The organism is Nocardia yunnanensis (genome assembly GCF_003626895.1).
In the GTDB taxonomy this organism is placed as follows: domain Bacteria; phylum Actinomycetota; class Actinomycetes; order Mycobacteriales; family Mycobacteriaceae; genus Nocardia; species Nocardia yunnanensis.
Genome location: NZ_CP032568.1, coordinates 455,468 through 470,948, shown reverse-complemented (window position 1 = coordinate 470,948; position 15,481 = coordinate 455,468). Strand labels below are relative to the sequence as shown.

At 66.5% G+C, this 15,481-nt stretch carries 18 protein-coding genes and 1 tRNA gene; 5 read left to right on the top strand and 14 right to left on the bottom strand.

The window, feature by feature from the left end; all coding sequences use genetic code 11:
* Positions 1 to 125: 125 nt before the first annotated feature.
* Positions 126 to 1,928, top strand: coding sequence for an N-acyl-D-amino-acid deacylase family protein (locus D7D52_RS02150; RefSeq protein WP_246023599.1), 1,803 nt, complete (start codon positions 126 to 128; stop codon positions 1,926 to 1,928).
* Positions 1,929 to 1,934: 6 nt separating this feature from the next.
* Here the strand turns inward: D7D52_RS02150 and D7D52_RS02145 are convergent, their stop codons facing one another.
* The 3 genes from D7D52_RS02145 to D7D52_RS02135 all read right to left on the bottom strand — a co-directional run bounded on the left by D7D52_RS02145 (position 1,935) and on the right by D7D52_RS02135 (position 4,312).
* Positions 1,935 to 2,684 carry a TIGR03943 family putative permease subunit gene (locus tag D7D52_RS02145; protein WP_246023598.1) on the bottom strand — a complete coding sequence of 250 codons (750 nt, stop codon included), beginning with the start codon at positions 2,682 to 2,684 and terminating at the stop codon, positions 1,935 to 1,937.
* The gene (locus tag D7D52_RS02140) at positions 2,681 to 3,685 is read right to left on the bottom strand and encodes a permease (protein ID WP_120734805.1); all 1,005 of its coding nucleotides are present in this window, start codon (positions 3,683 to 3,685) and stop codon (positions 2,681 to 2,683) included. Before D7D52_RS02140 ends, D7D52_RS02145 begins: the two co-directional genes overlap by 4 nt.
* 333 nt (positions 3,686 to 4,018) lie before the next feature.
* The gene (locus D7D52_RS02135; protein WP_120743726.1) at positions 4,019 to 4,312 is read right to left on the bottom strand and encodes a hypothetical protein; all 294 of its coding nucleotides are present in this window, start codon (positions 4,310 to 4,312) and stop codon (positions 4,019 to 4,021) included.
* A 487-nt stretch (positions 4,313 to 4,799) separates the two neighbouring features.
* Here D7D52_RS02135 and D7D52_RS02130 point away from each other — a divergent pair, with 487 nt between their 5' ends.
* The gene (locus D7D52_RS02130) at positions 4,800 to 5,030 is read left to right on the top strand and encodes a hypothetical protein (protein ID WP_120734804.1); all 231 of its coding nucleotides are present in this window, start codon (positions 4,800 to 4,802) and stop codon (positions 5,028 to 5,030) included.
* 14 nt (positions 5,031 to 5,044) lie between these two features.
* Here the strand turns inward: D7D52_RS02130 and D7D52_RS02125 are convergent, their stop codons facing one another.
* The 3 genes from D7D52_RS02125 to D7D52_RS02115 form a co-directional block, all read right to left on the bottom strand.
* Positions 5,045 to 5,533 (bottom strand): MarR family winged helix-turn-helix transcriptional regulator, encoded by a 489-nt coding sequence (locus tag D7D52_RS02125; protein WP_120743725.1) that lies wholly within the window; start codon positions 5,531 to 5,533, stop codon positions 5,045 to 5,047.
* Between the two features lie 211 nt (positions 5,534 to 5,744).
* Positions 5,745 to 6,833 (bottom strand): hypothetical protein, encoded by a 1,089-nt coding sequence (locus D7D52_RS38490; RefSeq protein WP_187703100.1) that lies wholly within the window; start codon positions 6,831 to 6,833, stop codon positions 5,745 to 5,747.
* Between the two features lie 396 nt (positions 6,834 to 7,229).
* The gene (locus tag D7D52_RS02115; RefSeq protein WP_162958132.1) at positions 7,230 to 7,868 is read right to left on the bottom strand and encodes a hypothetical protein; all 639 of its coding nucleotides are present in this window, start codon (positions 7,866 to 7,868) and stop codon (positions 7,230 to 7,232) included.
* A 294-nt stretch (positions 7,869 to 8,162) separates the two neighbouring features.
* Between D7D52_RS02115 and D7D52_RS37510 the strand changes: the two genes are divergently transcribed.
* Positions 8,163 to 8,318: a hypothetical protein gene (locus tag D7D52_RS37510; protein ID WP_162958131.1), complete on the top strand. Its 156-nt coding sequence runs from the start codon at positions 8,163 to 8,165 to the stop codon at positions 8,316 to 8,318.
* 199 nt (positions 8,319 to 8,517) lie between these two features.
* On the opposite strand, the gene D7D52_RS02105 is transcribed toward D7D52_RS37510, so the two are convergent.
* From D7D52_RS02105 to D7D52_RS02090, 4 genes are all read right to left on the bottom strand, one after another.
* Entirely contained in the window at positions 8,518 to 8,781 is a 264-nt protein-coding gene (locus D7D52_RS02105) for a hypothetical protein (RefSeq protein WP_120734801.1), read from the bottom strand.
* A gap of 125 nt (positions 8,782 to 8,906) precedes the next feature.
* Positions 8,907 to 9,530 carry a DUF3558 family protein gene (locus D7D52_RS02100; RefSeq protein ID WP_162958130.1) on the bottom strand — a complete coding sequence of 208 codons (624 nt, stop codon included), beginning with the start codon at positions 9,528 to 9,530 and terminating at the stop codon, positions 8,907 to 8,909.
* A 667-nt stretch (positions 9,531 to 10,197) separates the two neighbouring features.
* Positions 10,198 to 10,572 (bottom strand): hypothetical protein, encoded by a 375-nt coding sequence (locus D7D52_RS02095; protein WP_162958129.1) that lies wholly within the window; start codon positions 10,570 to 10,572, stop codon positions 10,198 to 10,200.
* 108 nt (positions 10,573 to 10,680) lie between these two features.
* A complete protein-coding gene (locus D7D52_RS02090) occupies positions 10,681 to 10,896 on the bottom strand; it encodes a hypothetical protein (protein WP_120734798.1) in 216 nt (71 codons plus the stop codon).
* A gap of 169 nt (positions 10,897 to 11,065) precedes the next feature.
* Here D7D52_RS02090 and D7D52_RS02085 point away from each other — a divergent pair, with 169 nt between their 5' ends.
* Together D7D52_RS02085 and D7D52_RS02080 are read left to right on the top strand one after the other, a co-directional pair.
* Entirely contained in the window at positions 11,066 to 11,668 is a 603-nt protein-coding gene (locus D7D52_RS02085) for a dihydrofolate reductase family protein (protein ID WP_120734797.1), read from the top strand.
* A 480-nt stretch (positions 11,669 to 12,148) separates the two neighbouring features.
* On the top strand, positions 12,149 to 12,361 hold the full coding sequence (locus D7D52_RS02080) for a hypothetical protein (RefSeq protein ID WP_222932768.1): 213 nt from the start codon (positions 12,149 to 12,151) through the stop codon (positions 12,359 to 12,361).
* A 10-nt stretch (positions 12,362 to 12,371) separates the two neighbouring features.
* Here the strand turns inward: D7D52_RS02080 and D7D52_RS02075 are convergent.
* The 4 genes from D7D52_RS02075 to D7D52_RS02060 form a co-directional block, all read right to left on the bottom strand.
* Positions 12,372 to 12,445 (bottom strand) — tRNA-Leu (locus tag D7D52_RS02075).
* A 46-nt stretch (positions 12,446 to 12,491) separates the two neighbouring features.
* Entirely contained in the window at positions 12,492 to 13,337 is an 846-nt protein-coding gene (locus D7D52_RS02070; protein ID WP_120734796.1) for a universal stress protein, read from the bottom strand.
* Positions 13,338 to 13,593: 256 nt separating this feature from the next.
* Entirely contained in the window at positions 13,594 to 14,082 is a 489-nt protein-coding gene (locus D7D52_RS02065) for a hypothetical protein (RefSeq protein ID WP_120734795.1), read from the bottom strand.
* Positions 14,079 to 15,326 (bottom strand): NsdA family TPR-like regulatory protein, encoded by a 1,248-nt coding sequence (locus tag D7D52_RS02060; RefSeq protein ID WP_222932767.1) that lies wholly within the window; start codon positions 15,324 to 15,326, stop codon positions 14,079 to 14,081. Before D7D52_RS02060 ends, D7D52_RS02065 begins: the two co-directional genes overlap by 4 nt.
* Between the last annotated feature and the right edge of the window lie 155 nt (positions 15,327 to 15,481).

Here is a 15,481-nt window from a genome sequence, read left to right as displayed (position 1 = left end):
ACGAAGAGTTTCGTCAACTCTCCGAGATCGCTGGATGGCTGATCCGCGACGTCACAACGGGAAAATCAGCTGCCGTCCGGGCAGCTCGGGAACATGCATCGGTGCACGGTGCGAGAGGACTTCGGGTGGCTGCCAACGTCAAGTACGACCTGATCGTGCGCAACGGGATCTGGTTCGACGGAACCGGGGCCGCGCCGCGCACGGCGGATATCGGCGTGGTCGCCGGTGAAGTGGTCGTGATCAGCGCGGCGCCGCTGAGCGCACCCGCGACCGAGGAGATCGACGCCGCCGGCAAATGGGTCGTGCCCGGGTTCGTGGACGTGCATACCCATTACGACGTCGAAATGCTCGCCGCCCCGGCGCTCACCGAATCGGTGCGGCACGGGGTCACCACCGCCGTCATCGGAAACTGTTCGCTCACCACGATCATGGCGTCCAACACCGAATGCGCCGATATCTTCAGCCGGGTCGAGGCGGTGCCGCGGGATGTGGTGATCGGCGCCCTCGACCGGCATCGAACCTGGTCCACGCCAAGCGAATACGCGAAGGCCGTCGACGAGCTCGCGCTCGGACTCAATATCGCCGTTTTCCTCGGCCAGTCGGATATGCGGGTGGCGGTCATGGGCATGGGCCGCGCGGTGGACGCCGAGGCGACGCCGACCGCGGCGGAGCTCGAGCGCATGGTCGCGCTCCTGGAGGAAGCCCTGGACGCCGGTTTCCTCGGTATGTCCGCGACCACCAACTGGATCGACAAGCTCGACGGCGACCTGTACCGATCCCGTTCGCTGCCGACCACTTTCGTGAAACGGCGGGAATTCCGGCGATTGAACAAGGTGCTGCGCGATCGGGGGCGGATCTTGCAGAGCACACCCGAGATCTCGCTGACGCCGAACATCCACAAGTTCTTCCTGGCCGCGGCCGGTCGCTTCCGCAAACAGTTGAAGGTGTCGCTGCTGGCCGCCGCCGACTCCAAGGCGTACCCGCCGCTGATCTACTTCATGCTCTACGGCGCACCCGTGCTCAACAAGCTGCTGCGCGGGGACTTCCACTGGCAGCATCTGCCGGTGCCGTTCACGGTGTACGCCGACGGCATCGATCTGGTCGTGTTCGAGGAATTCGGTTCCGGGGCAGCGGCACTCGACATCAAGGATCAGCTCGAACGCAATGAACTGCTGCGGTCGCAGGAGTATCGGCGCTGGTTCCGCCGCGACTACGAGAACAAATTCTCACCCAAGATCTGGCATCGCAACCTCTACGACGCCACCATCGTCGACTGCCCGGACGGCACCCTGGCGGGGAAGAGCTTCGGGCAGGTCGGCGACGAACGCGGCATTCATCCGGTGGACGCCTTCCTGGATCTGGTGCTCGAGCACGGCCGAAAGCTGCGCTGGCGCACCACGATCGCCAACCATCGACCGAAGTATCTCGACAAGCTGGCCGCCAACTCCGCAATTCACCTCGGCTTCGGCGACGCCGGCGCGCATCTGCGCAACATGGCCTTCTACAACTATCACGTGCGCCTGCTCGAACGCGTGAAATCAGCTCAGGCGCAACGCAAACCGTTCCTCACCACCGAACGCGCGGTACACCGGCTGACCGGTGAACTCGCCGACTGGTACCAGTTCGACGCCGGCCACCTGCGCGTCGGCGACCGCGCCGACATCGCCATCATCGATCCGGCCGGCCTCGACCGGGACGTGCACGAACTGTCCGAGCGCGAGATTCCCGAATACGGTGGCCTGCGCCGAATGGTCAATCGCAGCGACCGCGCTGTCACCGCCACCATCGTCAACGGCTGCATCGTCTACCGCGACGGCGAATTCGCCCCCGGCCTCGGCGCACAATGGGGCCCGGGCCGCTTCCTGCCCGCCGGCGAACAGGTCCGCGGCGCCACCCCCGGCTACCAGACCTGGACGCCGACACCGTAAGTCGCGCTAGCGGGGGAGTTCGTAGGTGCGGGCCGGGGCGGGGATGCGGTGGTAGTCGGTGACGCGGAAGGTGGGGGCCTTGCCGTGGTCGCGGGTGGCGCTGCCGGGGTCGACGGTGCCGCGGACCTCGAGCCAGGAGTCGTCGTCGAAGGGTTCGGTGCGGCCGGAGAGGTGGACGTAGATGTAGCGGGCGTCGGCTACGCAGCAGGTGATGAGCATGCGGGCGAGATCGACTGTGCCGCCGGGCTGGCGGGGTTGGCCGTCGGCGCCCATGCCGACGAGGAAGCCGGTGATGGTCACCTCGCGGCCGTCGAGGGAGTGGGTGGAGTCGAAGAGCGCGCGCTGCACCAGGTCGTAGAGGGAGACGGTGGGCGCGGGATCGTTCGGTAGGGGAGGGAAGGCTTCGAGCTCCGGTTGCCCGGCGGCCGTGGGCGCCACCTGAATCGGGGACGAGGTGGTGACGGCCGCGGCGCCGAGCGCGGGCGGGGGGATGAGCAACAGCGCGGTGGCCGGGGCGAGCAGTGCCCACTGCGCGCGCCCCGAACCATGGTGGTGCTCATCGGGTTCCGGGCCGCGACGCAGGTCGCGGACGATCGCGATCCCGCCCAACAGCACGAACCCGATACCGCTGGCGATCAGGAACGGGAACAGGCCGGGTTTGACGTAGCGCTGGTAGTTGCCGTCGAGCGCGGTCCACAGCACCGCGCCGCCGATCAGGACCAGCAGCAGATTCTGGGTTTCGCGATTCATTCTCATCGTGCGCCCCCGAGGCAGAGGTAACCCGCGATCGTGCCGCACACCACGGCCACGGCAAAGGTCAACGGCGAGAAGCGGATCGCGAACCGGCGTCCGAAACTGCCCGCCTGCATGGCGAACAGCTTCACATCGACGGCGGGGCCCACGACCAGGAACACCAGGCGCGGCAGCAGCGGCAGCGCCGACATGCTCGAAGCCACGAAGGCGTCGGCCTCCGAGCACAGGGCCAGCACGATGGCCAGCACCGCCATGACGAGGACGCCCACCACCATCTGCCCGCCCAGTCGTTCGTACCAGGCCGGCGGCACCAGCACGTGCAGCGCCGCCGCGGCCGCGGCGCCGAACACCAGAAAAGCGCTGGCCTGCAACAGATCATGCCGCGCCGCCTCGGTGAAGACCTCCCAGCGGGTGCGGCCGGCGGCGCAGTGCCGATGCTCGTCGTGGCGCGGCAGCATCCACTCCGGGCGTCCGACGCGCGACCACAGCAAACCCATGACGATCGAAGTGGCCAGCGATCCGGTGAATCGCGCCCACACCATGCCGGGCTCACCGGGAAACGCGACGGCCGTCGCGATCAGCACCACCGGATTGATCGCCGGCGCCGACAGCAGAAACGCCAGCGCCACCGGACTCGGCGCCCCCTGATCGATCAGCCGCCGCGCCACCGGCACCACACCGCATTCACACCCCGGCAACGCCATACCCGCCAACCCCGCCACCCCGATCGCCGCGGTCTCGTTGCGCGGCAACACCTTCCGCAACAGGGCAGGCGAAACGAACGCGGCGATACCGCCGCTGATCACCACACCCAGCACCAGAAACGGCACCGCCTGCACGAACACCCCCACGAAAACCGTGGTGGCAGTCTCCAACCGCCCAACCCGCCCCACCGCACTCGCCAGCCACGCCTGCGCGACGATCCCCACCCCGATCAACCCGGCAAGCGCATACGTCGAGGTCGCGTCGCTGCGCAACGCCCGCGGCGAATCCTGATCGACCATCGCTACATCCTCGCAGCCCAACCCCCACCCGTCGACGCCTTCGCCTCGTGTCCCAGCCGCATCAGCCACCGAAGGCGACCCTGGGAAACCCGGCGCCCGGACTGTGGCAGGGCCATCGGCACACTCGCCAAGCCACTCCCCCTTCGCTGAGTGGCACATGAGCGAGGGGTTTTGTCCGAGTCGCCCTCGCTGGTGTGCCACCGAATGAAGGGCCTGGGGTGTCTCGCGCCGACCGGTTCGGACGGTACAAGCTCAACCACTATCGCGCGTGAGGCTCGTTGTTTCGGATGTCTGGGTGCGAATACTGTTGTCGCGGACAATAATTGACGCTGGTCAGTGCTCGTCGTAGTGGCCGTCGTGCTGGGCGTGGCGATGGCCGTCGTGGATGTAGTCGACGTGGTCGCCGTGCGGGATCGCGGCATGCCCGCAGCCCTCGCCGTGCACATGATCGTGATGGTCGTGGGCGGTGTGCGCGGTTGGTTCGCATTCGTCGTAATGGCCGTCGTGCGCGCGGTGGAGGTGGCCGTCGTGCAGGTAGTCGGTGTGGTCGTTGTGGGGTACGGCTACGTGGCCGCAGCCCTCACCGTGTGCGTGGTCATGACCGGTATGCGTCGTATGTACTGACATGCTCATGAGATGTCTTCCTTCCGATCGCAGTGACTCCTTCTGATCTAGCTCTACCCATCCTCACATGATTATGTGCGCATCTGTCGTCGGCTTGGGGAAGTCGCGTCACGGCTCTCTACTCGGGACGAGCGCTGTTTCAGCCCGCGTGACGAAGGGGCAACTTCGCGCCCGGTGAGCCCCACTTCTTCCTCGTAGACCATGGCGCCCTCCCCGTCCCCGACCTCACCCCGACCGGCATCGACGGCGCCCAACTCGATGTCGCCAAGACCCGCGTTCAAAGGTTCGCAAGCCGGCCGTGACCGGGCTATCGATCGAAAGATCAACGAGCACAGGCGAAACCGAAACCAAAGTGTGGCAGATGGCAACTATTGCATAGTGCTGATGTTTGCTAGATTGGTCGGTGCGCCTCGATGGCAGGACGGCCGGGCACGCCGACCAAGCCGAGGGCTCGGGCGCATACCGGATCCCGCTTCGAGGAGCAGAGCCCATGACACTCGACATCGTTGCCTTCACCATCGCCGGGCTCTATCTGGCCGCCACCTTCGCGATGCTGACCGTCGGCCTGATCGGATTCATGGGGTCGCCGGTCACCGGTCGGTGCCGACGCTGCTCACGTTGGGTCACCAGCGTTCGCGGCGACGCGGAGCCGGTGTGCCCGCGATGCCGTCGGCAATCGCCGGCGCCCACCGCTCGGCATCAAGCGTGGAAGACGTGGTGATTCCCGAGTCCGGATCAGAGCTGATAGCTGTCGACGTCGAGGTCGCGATGGGGTTCGCCGCCCGCGACGGTGAACGCGGTGAGCGCTCGCACGAGGCCGGAGCGATCGCGCTCGGGCATCCGTTCCACTACCGCGACGATCTCGCGCCGCCGGTGTGCGGTCACCTGATCGACGATGCGGTGGCCGAGCGCGGTCAATTCGATGATCAACTCGCGTCGCGAGTCCGGATTCTGCTTGCGGTTCACCAGGCCGACGGAGACCAACCGGTCGACCATCCGCGCCGTGGTCGACGGTTGCACGTCGAGCGCGTTCGAGAGTGCGACACCCTTCAGCGGTCCACGCGTGGACAAGATCACCAGGGTCCGGAACTGCGGAATCGTGATGGTCTCGTCGACCAACGCGATCGACCGCGCGGACAGGGCGACCAGCAGGCGGGAGGCGGCGAGCAGCGCATCGGTGATCTCATCGGCCGACTCGCCGACCGCAACATCCTTCGCCAACACGACCACCTCCGCAAACTCGGCATTCCGCTACCCGTTCTATCCTGCCGTGCCCGCCCGGATACGGGGTAACCGCGGCGCGGATTCCACGCGCGACCGCACCGCAATCATCGGCTGGATCAATCACGAGGACCTGCTATCGGTCCTGCACCGGCTCCCGCAACCGGAAGCCCGGCACCGTTCCTTGGAAGGGCACACCGGATCGAAATAGACGTCAGGCGTGTTGGTCGGGCTCGGCCTCCTCTTCGAGGCTTATGGGCGGCGACGTGCTCGCCCGGCCCCGCGCTGCCGAGAACCTGGGGGCATTGGCTCGGGCCCAGGCTCGGATCGCCTCGCTCTGTTTCGGGTGCATGCGCGGCGTCCAGCAACCGATTCGGACGCTTTCGACACCCGATTTCTGCCCCGTGAGCCGTGAGAGCTGTTCGAACTGGGACGGTATCACGAAGGTCAGGTAGTAGTGGCTACCGGAATCCAGTACTGCCAAGACAGTTCCGAGGTCGAAGGCGCGCTCTCCAATCTCTTCGAGGAACGCTCGGAGGAAACCGACGCGGTCTTCGCGAGCATGCTGGGTCTCGAATGCGGCAACCCAATCCCAGTGCAGCGCAGGGGGATAGGAAGCCAGCGATGCCAATTGTCCACGGACGAAATCGGGGTCGGCCTCATGGCCGATGGCAACCATGCCGGTGATGGGCTGCGGCGACTCGGCATCGCGGGATTCGACCATTCCAGTGGTGAGCAATGCCCGTCGTTGCGCCATGACGGTTCGCACTTCGGATTCGAAATCCGGTTGCCTGCAGGCATATTCGTGAGAGCGAGCCGCAGCCTGGGAGGTCTGTCGCACGACGCGGTCCGGCTCGGGCGGCGCAGGCCAGAACTGCAGGAGATAGCGGTCCACGACCGGCTCGCCGTCGAGCCGGACGTCCTGTTCGCGTGCCCGATCCATACCCATCGCGCAGTACCGCACCCGATAGTCGATCCCCTCCCGCAAATCCAATTCCCAGGACTTCTCGCCCGCCCACTGCACCAGAAAACTCTGCCCCGAGACCGGGTAAAAAGAGACCTCCACGACGTCTTCCCACGCCGCATCCAACGGCGGAGCCTGATCGTGCACTTCAACAGTGAACCCAACCCTCCCACTGTGCAGCCCGGTAACCAGAAAGAGCTCGCCAGCCACCGCCGCCCCACACAGCCCCGACCGCTGCCCAGCGAACGCCTCGTCCATACGCGAGTTGACGCCCCCTACAACGCTTTCGACATAAACCTGACTGTACGAAACCCCAACTTCGCTCTCCAGCCTGAACACTTCTCACACCACCCCGGCCGAATCACGGCGCGTATCGTTCCGAAAACGGTTCATACACCGCAGCGTAGAGAACCCCACCGACACGCTGACTCCCGAAACCTTTCGGCGCGAACTACCGTGAGCGCTCACAGATTCGCGAACTTCGGCCGATCTGCCGGTGGCCCGGCGGATCGAGTCATTGCGAGCGCGCCGATGTCGCCGGTTCTGAGCACATAGTCAGGGCACCTGGTCGGCCGGGCGACGGGTTACGGCGAGTCCTCGCCTGGCCCGCCACCGGAATGGAAATCGATCTCCCCGACGGCAACTGGACCTGCCCTGGTTCGGCAACCCAGACGATCACTTCTTCAGCGCACTCCACAGCCGCTTCAAATCCCAGACAACCTGACCAATGCATCGCTATTTGGCTACTGCGGACAGTGGTTTGGTGTCCGCGCCCGGCTTCTTGCATTCGAGGCGGACCTCGACCAACAACCCGAATGGGCCGACCGCTCCCACGCCGGGCTTCTCGGTCCTCAGCTGTTGCATCAGAGCGATACCCGTGTCGTCGTCGGTGTCCTGAATCAGGAAATCATGACAGGTCATGTCGGCGACATTGTTGGCGTGCACTTCGGTTGACGGGTTGACATCCAGTGCGACCCCAATTGCTTGATCGCCCTTGCCGTTACAGTTCATCTCCGCCCACGAGACGCCGAGCTCGCCGACACTGGACGTATGCCAGCCCGGGTTCTCAGCGGCGATCTGCCGCAGCAGAGCCTCTTTGTCGGTTTGGCTCTTGGCCAAGAACGCAGAGCAGGCCGTCTTGGATGCAACTCCCAAGCCCGCGGCGCGATCAGCGGTTGTCGTTGGCGTCGCGACGCTGGTGCTCATCGCCACCGGCGTTCCGGTTTCCTTGGACGCCGAACCGCATCCGGCTGCCGAGGCGAGAACGCCCGCAGCCGCACACACCAGTAGAACCGATCGTTTCATGGAATTCCCCCGTCGAACATCCACCGGAACGCCCGGCGTCGAAACGATCTTGCCATACCCCAGGGTCACTCGGTTTTCACTTGGTCGTCAGACCTCACAGCTGCTTGATCTTCCGCCCCTACGGCGCCGGCCGCTCACTGCTGATGGGATCCCTGTGCCTCGGTCCCGTCGTCGGATAATGGCGACGATCCATACGAGAGCCTGCCGATCCACCTCCGACAGTGGTGTCTAGAACCGGAATCGGTCGAAGCCGTATTGGAGGCCGCCGGTGGTGAGATGGTGGCTGCCCGATGGGATTTCAGTTCCTGGCCACCTGTACCCGAACTCGGGCTGGGCAATACGTGCCGGTGCGCCTTCATCACGGTGAGTCTCAACGCACGCAGCATCTACCCGGAGGTGCCGAGCGCCGACCACACTCTCTACATCCACGCCGAGCAGTTCCATCCCGAACGAGCCACCTGGCTGGCCTCGCAGGTCGGACTGAAGATCCTTGGCGAACCACAGATGTCGGCGCTCTGATCCTCTGCCGACTATCCGCTTACTAGGCCGCTGACCAACCGGCTCGAGAAAGAAGTTCCAGTGTCCGCGTGCATGGCGGCCCAAATCATTGCCGCCGTCACGAATGGCACTGCGACAGTGATGATTCCGGCGGCCACCCGCCGCACTGCAACCGCCTCGGCCAGCGCTGCGAGGACCAGCCCGGCATTCGGGGGGCCGGTCAGGTCAGGACCCGGGGGTTGAGGTCCATGGCGCAGATTGCGCTGCTGCCGGGGGCCAGGGCGGCGAGGCCGCAGAAGAGGACGGCGAGGCCGGTGACAATCGATTGGCCTGGGGCGGACATGTGGGCGGAGCCGTCCCAGAGGCTGGAGGAGCCGGAGTCGGCCACGGGGACAGTCGGTGCAGACGCAGGGGCGGCAGTGGCGGGGGTGAGGGCTACGCCGAGCAGGGCGGTCAGTGCGTTCAGTCCAGACTCGATATCCACGCTCTGACCGCCGACGCCGGAATCAAAGCGGCTGCTCGGGAGAGCGATCCCTGACTGCAACGAAGGACGCTCACGGGCGATGACGCGCGATGGGCTGCGTGGGGACTGCTTTGCCGGTCGGCTCGTCAGTTCAGGTAGCTGGTCAGCCCTTCGACTATACGTTGGGTGACACTGCAGGGTTCGAGGGCGTCGGATTTGAGGTTCCTGGTCACGAACACCGTTTGCCCGCCCGCCACCGTGATGCTCACATAGCAGCCGATCTTGTTCGTGTCCTGGACCGCACGGTATCGAGTGGCGTCGTGTCCGGCTGCGCGCACCGCGGCGAAATCGGTGTAGCGGCCGGACTGCTTGACCTCCTGCAAACTCTGGTGAGTGGATGAGATGGTCACCTCGAAGGCGTCAGTGGCCGAGTGCCAGCGGCAACCCGGCTCGCTGTCGGATCCGTCGACGACCTGCTTGCTCTCGGGTCGTAGCCCCTGATGCGCGATGTCGGCGTCGGCGATCCCGCACGGATTCCACATCGCCGGTACCGAGGTCTGCGACTGCGCCGTGGTCGACGCGCTCCCGGGCGCTTGCGTTGCGGGCGCGGGCGTTTCGGTGCTCGGGGTCGGTTCTTGCCGTCCATCAACGGAATTCGGCGCCATGCTGGTGGCTGCAGCGGAAACCGTCACCGATCCGGTCGTGGTTCCCGCACTCGCGCCCGCATCCTTGTCCCCCGCGGTGGTACAGCCGGACAAGACCAGCGCCACTCCGACGGTACCGGCCAGAACAGCCTTCGATTTCACGTTACTCGTCACGAGTCAAACTCCTTCTGTCACTGCGCGTTTGCGCGCAGCCGACCCGTCGATTTCGCCGGGTCGTACCTCCCGTACGTCGATCAGCGGGTGCACGGCCTGCGGCCAGGACCCGAGCCGTGTAGCGTCACGCCGCGCCCGCCCCCTGGGGGTTTACTGGCACTGGGCTGGGCCCTGGTTGAGCATTATCAGTCGCAGTATCGTGCAGGTGATCGTCTGTGTGGACGAACCGCTGCCATCGCTCACCGGGGACCCGGTGTGTGTTTCGGTGGAGTTCGGTCCTGCGATGTCGGCCTGTGCGGGTGCAGTGCCCAGCAGCGCGGCCGCGCAGGCCAGTGTTCCGACGGCGAGCCCGGTTACTCGGCTGATCATGAAATTGCCTTTCTGGTGGAAGGTTTCGGTCTGGTGGGGCGATTGTGATGTCTCATCGACGGCTGCGCGCTAGGCGAGCGCTGTGCGGCACAACGTCGTCACGGCGCCGCGGAGGGATCCGCAGACGTGCGTGTGCGTAATCCTGTGACAGCAGCGTTGTGTACTTGCCTCCCTCGGAACACGCAGCGAAGCTTGGGCTTTCGGCCACCGAGCCTGCGGGGGTGTGAAGCGTCGACAGCGGTGGTGGGCCCTAGATCGCCTGGCAGACGCTGCCGGCATTGAGGCCGGTGCCGACGGTGAGCATGATGCTCTTGGAGTCGAAGCTCTGGGTGATCTTGATCTCGTGGGTGCCGACCGTGGTCGGAGTCCACCGTGCCACCTGAGTGGATTGACCACCCGGCGTGACGGCGAACCGCAGGCCGTTGTCGTAGAAACTCATGGCGTCGAGCTCGGTGCCGTAGGCGACGACACTGTAGGTGCAACCGGTGCCGAACCCGGTGCCGATGACACCGTCGGAGATCATCAGCTGGACCCCGATCTCGGCGGACGCCGCCGGGGCGTTCCAGGCCGCTCCGACGGCTGCCAACGCTATCGCGACCGACACGGTGCTACGGAGATTTCGCATCGAATACCGACTCCTTGTGATCGACTTCTTGACGTCAGTCACGTTGCCAGGCAATAACTCCGAGCGGTATCGGACAGATGCCCGATACCGTCCACCCATCGTTGCAGTTCAGGGCGTAGTCGGCTGGGTACAGATCGTGGCCAGGGCGTGGAAGGCGCGTTTGGGAATCAGGGTGCCGTCGTTCATGACTTTGCAGACGCCGAAAGAGGCCAGGTCGAGGTCGAATCGCGGGTTCGGGTTGTAGGGGGCGTGGTAGCTGGCGAAGGTGTGCCAAAAGGCGGTGTCGACTGATTGCTGTTCGTAGAGTTCGAACAGTGCGTGCATGTATCGGACCGGTTCGTCTTCGTCGCGGATGTAGTCGCCGGTGATGTGAGGTGGATCGGCGTGTTCGTGTGACCCGAGGAGTTGATCGGACCGGCGCGGCTGCGATGAGTTTCCGGCGCCCGCTTCGTCCTAACGCGTATTGCCGACCGGACGTGAAGGATGCAATGCAATGTCTGAAGTGTTCCTGACCATGGCTATGTCGCTGGATGGGTTCATCACCGGGCCGGACGACAACGCCGAGAACCCCGCCGGCACGAATGGGATGCGGTTGATGGACTGGCTCAGTGGCGGAGGTGCGTCCGACGCGGGTGTTCCCCACACCTTCCGCCCCACCTACGCCAACAGCCGGCTCGTGTTCGACGAGGCCATGGCAACCGGCGCGGTGATCACGGGGAAACGGACCGGGGACTTCGCCGGTTACTGGGGCGGGGACCACCACGACGGAGTGCCGATCTTCGTGCCGACGCACCGGCCTCCGGCCGAGAACCCTTACGAGCGAGTGCATTACGTCACCGAGGGCATCGCGGCCTGTGTCGAACAGGCCAAGGCGGCCGCGGGCGGGCGGGACGTGATGATGCACGGCGCCTACACCGGTCAGCAGGCCCTGAAGGCAGGCGTGCTCGACAGGATCGACATTCAGCTACGGCCGGTCCTGCTCGGGCGCGGCCGACGACTCTTCGATGGACTGCCGGCCGAGCACACAGAACTGGAACTGGTACGCACACTGGAGGATCCCGGCGTCTTGCATCTGCGCTACGTGGTGCGTAAATAGCGGCACGACACCTGCGGACTGCCCGGCCAGTGCTCGAATTCCTGGGCCCGCCACCATACTTCGATCTGCGGCGGATTCTATCCGCCGATGCCGAGTACAGGATGGGTCGAGCCGTCCCTGACTGATTGCTGCTGCATGCGGTGGGCGGAGGCCCGGGTGCGATCGCTGCTACACGCTGCCGCCCCGGGCCGAAGATTTCCGGGCGTCGAACCTCTATGTCAGTGGGTCTGGTTCGGTCTCCTCGGGTGTCTCGGTGTGCTAGCACCCCGTGATCGCTGTTTCGGGCTCTGGTTGTGTCCCTGTGGCGTCGGTCTGTGGCCCAGGCCCTGATCAGGGCGCTCTGTTCCGGATAGCCATGCCGCACAATTTCAGCGCTCATGCGGTATGCGGTGAAAGCCGTGAGAGTTCTTCGAACTGCGGCGGCGTCACGAAGACCACGCTGAACTCGAGATCTGATCCTCTCACTTCCGCGTAGCCGCGGTGATCTGCGAGTCTGCCTCTCGTGTTGCTCGTCGCACGTACGAAGGTCTGTCTATCGAGCGGGAGCTGGAGAAGGTCGAGGTGCCGCTGTTCGCGGCGAACGAGCCGATCACTATCAGTGGAAGCCGAGCGCAGCGGATTCTGCAGCGTCGCATCAATCAGTCGGTGGCGGAGTACGAGGACCCGGTGACCGACCGGGCGCGAATGTTGTAGATGCTGTACGTGCCCCCGGTCGGGTTCGAACCGACACTTGGTGGATTTTAAGTCCACTGCCTCTGCCAATTGGGCTACGGGGGCGTCTGGGTCAGACTACCGAGCCGTACGGTCGTGCTGGTAGCAGGTATTAGGGGGTGGGGGCGATCATGATGGGGGTTTGGACGGAGAGCAGGAGGGATTGGCTGGTGGAGCCGAAGACCTTGCTGGTGAAGCCGCCTCGGCCGCGGGTGCCGACGACGAGGAGTTGGGTGCCGGTGGAGAGTTCGAGGAGGGCGCGTTCGGGGGAGTCGTGGGTGGTTTCGCGGTCGATGCGGACATTGGGGTAGCGCTCTTGCCAGCCGGCGAGGCTTTCGCCGAGGACGTAGTCATCGAGGGCGTCCATTTCCGGGTCGTCGGAGGCGCCTTCGGCGTGCAGGGCGATGACGGCGACGCCGCGGGCGGTGGCCTCGTCGAGGGCGGCGCCGATGGCGGGTTCGGAGATCTTGGTGCCGTCGACGCCGACGAGGATCGGGCGGGTGGGCAGGTCGGGCGGCAGGTCGACGCCGTCGCGGACCACCACGAACGGGCAGTGCGAGCGTCGGGCCAGCACCGAGCTGACCGACCCGAGCAGGGCGCGGCGCAGCGTGCCGCCGCCGCGCGCCCCGCCGACCAGCATGCGGGCGCCGCGGGTGCGTTCGAGCAGGGTGGGCAGGACGGTGCCGGTGGCGAGTTCGGTCGTGATGGTGAGGCCGGGTTCGGATTTGGCGGCCTCGGCGGCGGCGGTCTCCAGCAGCCAGGTGGCGTGGTCCTCGAGCCGGGCGTAATCCTCGGTGGTGAGGGTGGTGCCCAGGCCGAGCCCCGCGTCGGGGGTGATCTCGAGGACGCGCAGCAGGTGCAGGGGCGCGTGGTGCAGGGCGGCGGTGTGGGCGGCCCAGGTCACCGCGGACCCGGCCGATTCGTCCACCGCGACGATGACGGCGTCCCCGTTCGACATGCTGTGTCCTCTCCCCGTGAATTGCGCGGCGCGGCTATGGAATAGCTGGTCGGTCGCCTTCGACCCTACGCGTAAGCGCCCCCCGCGCCGCCGAGCGGCACCGGGCGAAACGCCCCGATGTCCCTTGCCCCGCGAGCGTGCGCGCGAACTCCCGCGTCCCCGCCGAGGGGTGTACGTGGACTCGGCGGGGACGCGCGGCCGGGCCGTCACCAGCCCGTTCGCTCATCCTGTTACCTCAACCACCGTTGAGGTCAAGTCACGGCCGCCGGGCGCCCCGCGGCCACAGCACGGTGACCGGGATGCCGCGCTCGTGGGCGGTGGCGACCACATCGGCGGTCCCGCCGGGCCCCCGGGCGGGCCGACCGTCCCAGACCGCCAGCAGCTCCGCCGCCTCGTCGAGCATGCGCAGGCTTCCGGCCTGGTGCGCCCGGGAATTCGACTCCTCGCGATTCAGCTCGATGACCAGGGCGGCGGCCGCGAGCAGGCGGTCGTAGTCGGCGTGATGGCTCGCGGGCAGACTGTCTCGGTAGCGCCGGGCCGGCACGACGGCCGTCAACAGCCCGCCGGCATCCAGGATCGCCTGTGCGAACAGGGAATCCGGGCCGTCGGCCAGACAGCTCACCCCGATCAGCGGCGGCCCGCCGGGACGAACACGCAAGGCCACCTCCGCCCGCAGCGCCCGGTCCACCAGGGCGAGCGTGTCCGCGGGCAGACCGCGATGGCCGGTGATGGCGACGCTCGTCATTGATCGTCTCGTCCGTAGAGGGTGGCGAGGGCTTCGTCGAGTGCCCTGGCCTCGACGGTACGCGCCGGCAGGTCGGCGCGAAATGCCCTGGCCAGCCGCGTGATTCGCTCACTGTGATAGGTGAGCCCGACCAGCAGCGCGTCCGCGGCGAGCGCGCAACCGCCCTCGACATCCCCGGAGCGCGCCAGCACCCGGGCGTGCTCGACGTGCGCCAGGGCGCGCGGCTTCTCGGCGGTCAGCGCCGCATCCGCGTTCTGGAAGGCGATGTGCGCCGCCCGGTGATCGCCCAATCGTGTGAGCGCACTGGCCTGATAGCGGGCGGCCTTCGGTCCGTCGAAGGCGAACACCCACGGCCACTGCGGTTCCCCGCGCTGCCGATCCACCAGCCGTTCGGCCCGCCGCAGCGCCGCGAGCGCGGCGGCACGGTCCCCGATCGCGGCGTGCGCCACCGCCAGCAGCGACGACATCCAGGCCCCGGCGCTGTCGGGAGCATCGCGCCCCAACTGCCCGGCCGCGGTGCGCAACAGGCCCAAACCCGCTCGGGCATCGCCCATCTCGACCGCGTAGTGCCCGAGACTGGCGGTCATGTAGGACACCAGCAGCGGATGATGCGTGCGCTCCGCGTGCCGGATGGCCTCCACATACCGCCGCCGCGCCGCCGCGTCATCGCCCCGATCGGCCGCCAACCACGCTGCGAGCCCGGCGATCTCGGACAGCGCCCGGAAACCCCCGGAGGTCCGCAGCCGATCCCGCACCACACCCGCCACCAGGTTCAGGTGCGCGTCGACCACCGGCGCCAGCCGATCCGACGGCACCGAGGACTCCATGCGGCGGTAGTTGGCGGTCGGCCCGGCCATGGTCTCGACGAGCTCGGATTCGGTCGGCGCGCTATTCGACAGCACCACGCCGGTGGTCACCACCAGCGCGCTGGAAAGAAACTGCTTGCGGTTCACGCTCGCGTCATCCGCCGCGTGCACCGGCGTGCGGAAGCCGAGTTCGGCGTCGGTCGCCACGTTCAGCACCGCCCGCAGGGCAGCGCGGTAATGCTTTCTGGGCCATGTCGTTTCGCCTCGCTCCCACTTTCCGACGTGTCGTTCGTCGACGGCCCCGCGCTTGCTGGTGGCCCGGAAGACGTGGTCGTTGACGGCATCCGCCAACTCCCGGCGAGTCATCGATTGTCCCGGCGCTCCGGGGGATTCCATCCGCTGCCGAGCCTCGATGAGCAGCTCGTTCCGTCCGGTCACGGCATGCGGCCTCTCTGCTGGACCTGTTCCGAGAATAGGTCTTCCACAGATTTGCCGCGCCGTCATGACCCCGATTTGCCCCGTACTTTCCCCATCGCACGCCATCGATCCGGGGCGTCGGGTGGACCAACGTTGAAGTCGGCACAGTCGCCGGC

Bases quoted from the DNA above. Each gene is read 5' to 3' on its own strand.
- D7D52_RS02130 (WP_120734804.1), top strand. From the start codon at position 4,800: ATGACACTCGACATCGTTGCCTTCACCATCGCCGGGCTCTATCTGGCC.
- D7D52_RS02140 (WP_120734805.1), bottom strand. From the start codon at position 3,685: ATGGTCGATCAGGATTCGCCGCGGGCGTTGCGCAGCGACGCGACCTCG.
- D7D52_RS02070 (WP_120734796.1), bottom strand. From the start codon at position 13,337: ATGTCGAACGGGGACGCCGTCATCGTCGCGGTGGACGAATCGGCCGGG.
- D7D52_RS02065 (WP_120734795.1), bottom strand. From the start codon at position 14,082: ATGACGAGCGTCGCCATCACCGGCCATCGCGGTCTGCCCGCGGACACG.
- D7D52_RS02090 (WP_120734798.1), bottom strand. From the start codon at position 10,896: ATGCACGCACTGTTCGAACTCTACGAACAGCAATCAGTCGACACCGCC.
- D7D52_RS02085 (WP_120734797.1), top strand. From the start codon at position 11,066: ATGTCTGAAGTGTTCCTGACCATGGCTATGTCGCTGGATGGGTTCATC.
- D7D52_RS02095 (WP_162958129.1), bottom strand. From the start codon at position 10,572: ATGCGAAATCTCCGTAGCACCGTGTCGGTCGCGATAGCGTTGGCAGCC.
- D7D52_RS02135 (WP_120743726.1), bottom strand. From the start codon at position 4,312: ATGTCAGTACATACGACGCATACCGGTCATGACCACGCACACGGTGAG.
- D7D52_RS02145 (WP_246023598.1), bottom strand. From the start codon at position 2,684: ATGAGAATGAATCGCGAAACCCAGAATCTGCTGCTGGTCCTGATCGGC.